The organism is Klebsiella sp. C360 (assembly GCF_048822415.1).
Lineage (GTDB): Bacteria > Pseudomonadota > Gammaproteobacteria > Enterobacterales > Enterobacteriaceae > Klebsiella > Klebsiella quasipneumoniae.
Map to the genome: position 1 here is coordinate 1 of NZ_JBMEZZ010000033.1, position 5,573 is coordinate 5,573.

Genomic DNA, 5,573 nt, shown 5'->3' on the forward strand with positions numbered 1-5,573 from the left:
CGCGCTGGACACACCACGATGACAGCGGTTTTATCCCTTACGCCATCACCACCGGCCTTGATTACGAGGCGATGACCGAACAGCGCAAAGGCTATGAGAACTTTGTTTATCAGAACGGCGTTTACGATCTCGGCACCAAAGGTGATATGCGACGTAACGAACGTAACCTGATGTGGAACCTCGATCCCTACATTCAAACGCACTGGCAGCTCACCTCAGCCCTGGGGCTGGACGCCGGGGCGCGCTATAGCTCGGTATGGTTTGATTCCAACGATCGTTATGTTGTAGGTAAAAATGGTGATGATAGCGGCGAAGCGAGCTATCACAAGTGGCTTCCGGCGGCAGCGCTGAAGTATGCCATGACGCCGCAGTGGAACGTTTACCTCTCTGCCGGGAGGGGATTTGAAACGCCGACCATTAACGAGCTGTCCTATCGTCCCGATGGTCAGTCCGGGCTTAACTTTGCTCTGCAACCGGCCACTAACACCACCGTTGAAGCAGGCAGTAAATGGCAGGTGGGCACCGGGATGGCGAGCCTGAGCGTCTTCAATACGGACACGAAAAATGAAATTGTCGTTGCCGCCAGCGACAATGGCCGTACGTCCTATCAGAACGCGGGCAAGACGCGCCGCCGCGGGGTCGAACTGGGATGGGATCAGCAATTTGCGCCCGCCTGGCGCGCCAAACTGGCGTGGACGCTGCTGGATGCGACCTACCGTGAAAACGCCGGCGATGCTATTCAGAGCGGCAATCGGATCCCGGGGATTGCACGTAATAGCGCCTATGCCTCCTTTGGCTGGGTGCCGGAAGAGGGATGGTACGCTGGCGCTGAAGTCCGCTATATGAGCGATATTCAGGTCAACGATGCCAATAGCGAGCAGGCTCCAGCCTATACGGTGACGGCACTGAATACCGGCTATAAATATGTGCTAGATAACTGGACCGTCGACCTCTATACGCGCGTTGATAACCTGTTTGATAAGCGCTACGTCGGCTCTGTTATCGTCAACGAGAGCAACGGACGCTATTATGAACCGGCGCCGGGCCGTAACTATGGCGTTGGGCTATCGGTCAGCTATCAGTTTGATTCGCTGTAACAATACGGCTGCCGGAGAGTGCTATTGAGGTGAGGCTCCGGCAGCGGGTAAAGGCGTTGATTCCTGGTAACAATAAGCTGCTTATTGATGTATCAGTAAGCATGCCGGCAGCCATTGCGCTTGATATAATACTACCCCATATGAGCAAGAGTATTTTCACGGAAAAGCTAGCAGCCAATTTCGGCCTCGCGGCCTTCCCGCTTCTCAATTGAGCATATAATTTTTCCGCAGCCAAAACCTGCTCAGGTTCAGGCTTGGTCCTTACAGACTGGTATTCAACAATCGAACCATTCTTAGCTATTGGCGTTACATAAGCACTTACCCAATAGTGGTCGCCATTTTTACAGCGATTTTTTACTAGCCCCATCCATGAGCGGCCAGATTTTAATGTACTCCACATATGCTCAAATGCAGCAGGCGGCATATCTGGGTGTCTTACGATGTTGTGAGGCTGGCCTAATAGTTCTTCCTCAGTGAAACCACTGATTTTAATGAAGTCAGGATTAACGTACGTGATATGGCTTTGAGGGGAGGTAGTCGAAAGAATATTGGCATCTTTTGGGAGTTCTAAGTTTCGACCCGTCACTGGTAAATTCTGGCGCATAAGAACCTCAAGGGTTGGCTGTTTTATTTTATTGTTTTCGGCATTAAGCCCAATTTCTTGAGCGTTACGATAAAGCTAGCATGGAAACGATAGGTGCAAGCAAGTTAAGGGTTGCATCGCGCATGTCAATCTAGGCTATACCCTAACTTGATGTCAGGCAGGGCCGCGCCGCTTCGTCAGAATAGAGTCTGCTTTCCCATTTTTTGACACATGCCCGCGAAGGTTATAGATTTCAGCCTGACAGAAATGGGCTTTGAGGCACAACGGAACAGAAAGTGCACTTAAGCCGCCTTCAACCAAGGAGACATCGTGCAGGGGCACCGCATCGGCTACGTCCGGGTCAGCAGCTTTGACCAGAACCCGGAACGCCAGCTGGAACAAACCCAGGTGAGCAAGGTGTTCACCGACAAGGCATCGGGCAAGGACACCCAGCGCCCCCAGCTCGAAGCGCTGCTGAGCTTCGTCCGCGAAGGCGATACAGTGGTGGTGCACAGCATGGATCGGCTGGCCCGCAACCTCGATGACCTGCGTCGCTTGGTACAGAAGCTGACTCAGCGCGGCGTGCGCATCGAGTTCCTGAAGGAGGGCCTGGTGTTCACTGGCGAGGACTCGCCGATGGCCAACCTGATGCTGTCGGTGATGGGGGCCTTCGCTGAGTTCGAGCGCGCCCTGATCCGCGAGCGGCAGCGTGAGGGCATCGCCTTGGCCAAGCAGCGTGGCGCGTACCGGGGCCGCAAGAAAGCCCTGTCCGATGAGCAGGCTGCTACCCTGCGGCAGCGAGCGACGGCCGGCGAGCCCAAGGCGCAGCTTGCCCGCGAGTTCAACATCAGCCGGGAAACCCTCTACCAGTACCTCCGCACGGACGACTGACACATGCCGCGTCGCTTGATCCTCTCGGCCACGGAGCGGGACACCCTGCTTGCGCTGCCGGAAAGCCAGGATGACCTGATCCGCTACTACACCTTCAACGACTCCGACCTGTCGCTGATCCGCCAGCGACGCGGCGACGCCAACCGCCTCGGCTTCGCCGTGCAGCTCTGCCTGCTGCGCTACCCCGGTTACGCGCTGGGAACCGACAGCGAGCTGCCCGAGCCGGTCATCCTGTGGGTGGCGAAGCAAGTCCAGGCCGAGCCGGCGAGCTGGGCAAAGTACGGCGAGCGCGACGTGACCCGTCGCGAGCATGCCCAGGAACTGCGCACCTACCTGCAACTGGCCCCGTTCGGCCTGTCCGACTTCCGCGCCCTGGTGCGCGAGCTAACCGAGCTGGCCCAGCAGACCGACAAAGGCTTGCTGCTGGCCGGTCAGGCCCTGGAGAGCCTACGGCAGAAACGACGCATCCTGCCGGCGCTGAGCGTGATTGACCGGGCCTGCTCGGAAGCCATTGCGCGAGCCAATCGGCGGGTCTACCGCGCCCTGGTCGAACCACTCACGGACTCGCATCGGGCCAAGCTGGACGAGCTGTTGAAGCTCAAGGCCGGCAGCAGCATCACCTGGTTGACCTGGCTGCGCCAGGCACCGCTGAAACCCAACTCTCGGCACATGCTGGAACACATCGAGCGGCTGAAGACATTTCAGTTGGTGGACTTGCCCGAAGGCCTGGGCCGGCACATCCACCAGAACCGCCTGCTCAAGCTGGCCCGCGAGGGTGGGCAGATGACGCCCAAAGACCTCGGTAAGTTCGAGCCGCAGCGCCGCTACGCGACCCTGGCCGCCGTGGTGCTGGAGAGCACCGCGACCGTGATCGATGAGCTGGTCGATCTGCATGACCGCATCCTGGTCAAGCTGTTCAGCGGCGCGAAGCACAAGCATCAGCAGCAGTTCCAGAAGCAGGGCAAGGCGATCAACGACAAGGTGCGCCTGTACTCCAGGATCGGCCAGGCGCTGCTGGAAGCGAAGGAAAGCGGCAGCGACCCCTATGCCGCCATCGAGGCGGTGATTCCCTGGGACGAGTTCACCGAGAGCGTCAGCGAGGCCGAGCTGCTGGCCCGGCCGGAAGGCTTCGACCACCTGCACCTGGTCGGCGAGAACTTCGCCACCCTGCGCCGTTACACGCCGGCCTTGCTGGAGGTGCTGGAACTGCGCGCCGCGCCGGCCGCGCAAGGCGTGCTGGCAGCCGTGCAGACCCTGCGTGAGATGAACGCCGACAACCTGCGCAAGGTGCCGGCCGATGCACCCACGGCCTTCATCAAGCCGCGCTGGAAGCCGCTGGTGATCACCCCGGAAGGCCTCGACCGGAAATTCTACGAAATCTGCGCCCTGTCCGAGCTGAAGAACGCCCTGCGCTCCGGCGACATCTGGGTCAAGGGCTCGCGGCAGTTCCGCGACTTCGACGACTACCTGCTGCCGGCCGAGAAGTTCGCCGCACTCAAGCGCGAGCAGGCCCTGCCCCTGGCGATCAACCCGAACAGCGACCAGTACCTGGAAGAGCGTTTGCAGCTGCTGGACGAGCAGTTGGCCACCGTCACCCGCCTGGCCAAGGACAACGAGCTGCCCGATGCCATCCTCACCGAGTCAGGGCTGAAAATCACCCCGCTGGATGCGGCGGTGCCGGATCGGGCGCAGGCGCTGATCGACCAAACCAGCCAGTTACTGCCGCGCATCAAGATCACCGAACTGCTGATGGACGTGGACGACTGGACGGGCTTCAGCCGCCACTTCACCCACTTGAAGGACGGGGCCGAGGCCAAAGACAGGACGTTGCTGCTGTCCGCAATCCTCGGTGATGCGATCAACCTCGGGCTGACCAAGATGGCCGAGTCGAGCCCCGGCCTGACCTACGCCAAGCTGTCCTGGCTGCAAGCCTGGCACATCCGCGACGAAACCTATTCGGCGGCCTTGGCCGAGCTGGTCAACCACCAGTATCGCCACGCCTTTGCCGCCCACTGGGGCGACGGCACGACCTCATCCTCCGATGGCCAGCGCTTCCGCGCGGGTGGCCGGGGCGAGAGCACCGGGCACGTCAACCCGAAGTACGGTAGCGAGCCGGGACGGCTGTTCTATACCCATATCTCCGACCAGTACGCGCCGTTCAGCACCCGCGTGGTGAATGTCGGCGTCCGCGATTCCACCTATGTGCTCGACGGCCTGCTGTACCACGAGTCCGACCTGCGGATCGAGGAGCACTACACCGACACGGCCGGCTTCACCGATCACGTCTTTGCCCTGATGCACCTGCTAGGCTTCCGCTTCGCGCCGCGCATCCGCGACCTCGGCGAAACCAAGCTGTACGTGCCGCAGGGCGTGCAAGCCTACCCGACGTTGCGCCCGCTGATCGGCGGCACCCTGAACATCAAGCACGTGCGTGCCCACTGGGACGACATCCTGCGCCTGGCCAGCTCGATCAAGCAGGGCACCGTCACCGCCTCGCTGATGCTGCGCAAGCTCGGCAGCTACCCGCGCCAGAACGGACTGGCCGTGGCCCTGCGCGAGCTGGGCCGGATCGAGCGCACGCTGTTCATCCTGGACTGGCTGCAAAGTGTTGAACTGCGCCGCCGCGTGCATGCCGGCCTGAACAAAGGTGAGGCGCGCAACTCGCTGGCCAGGGCGGTGTTCTTCAACCGCCTTGGGGAAATCAGGGATCGGAGCTTCGAGCAGCAGCGCTACCGGGCCAGCGGCCTCAACCTGGTGACGGCGGCTATCGTGCTGTGGAACACGGTGTACCTGGAACGCGCCACCCAGGGGTTGGTCGAGGCCGGCAAGCCGGTGGACGGCGAGCTGCTGCAATTCCTGTCGCCGCTGGGCTGGGAGCACATCAACCTAACCGGCGATTACGTCTGGCGGCAGAGCCGCAGACTGGAAGACGGGAAGTTTCGGCCCTTACGGATGCCCGGAAAACCTTAGCGTACGATTTTTTCCGAATTCTGCGGGCTCCC

Annotated in this window: 4 protein-coding genes; 3 read left to right on the top strand and 1 reads right to left on the bottom strand. The window is 60.6% G+C overall.

The features are described from left to right. A partial coding sequence (locus ACOI7D_RS27460; protein WP_118918707.1) for a TonB-dependent receptor occupies positions 1-1,097 on the top strand: 1,097 nt, incomplete at its 5' end. On the opposite strand, the gene ACOI7D_RS27465 is transcribed toward ACOI7D_RS27460, so the two are convergent. After that, positions 1,072-1,701: a PAS domain-containing protein gene (locus ACOI7D_RS27465; RefSeq protein ID WP_013188478.1), complete on the bottom strand. Its 630-nt coding sequence runs from the start codon at positions 1,699-1,701 to the stop codon at positions 1,072-1,074. The genes ACOI7D_RS27460 and ACOI7D_RS27465 overlap by 26 nt on opposite strands. A gap of 309 nt (positions 1,702-2,010) precedes the next feature. Between ACOI7D_RS27465 and ACOI7D_RS27470 the strand changes: the two genes are divergently transcribed. After that, entirely contained in the window at positions 2,011-2,571 is a 561-nt protein-coding gene (locus tag ACOI7D_RS27470; RefSeq protein WP_001161490.1) for a recombinase family protein, read from the top strand. Positions 2,572-2,574: 3 nt separating this feature from the next. Then, entirely contained in the window at positions 2,575-5,541 is a 2,967-nt protein-coding gene (locus ACOI7D_RS27475; protein ID WP_001138014.1) for a Tn3-like element TnAs1 family transposase, read from the top strand. Positions 5,542-5,573 lie beyond the last annotated feature (32 nt).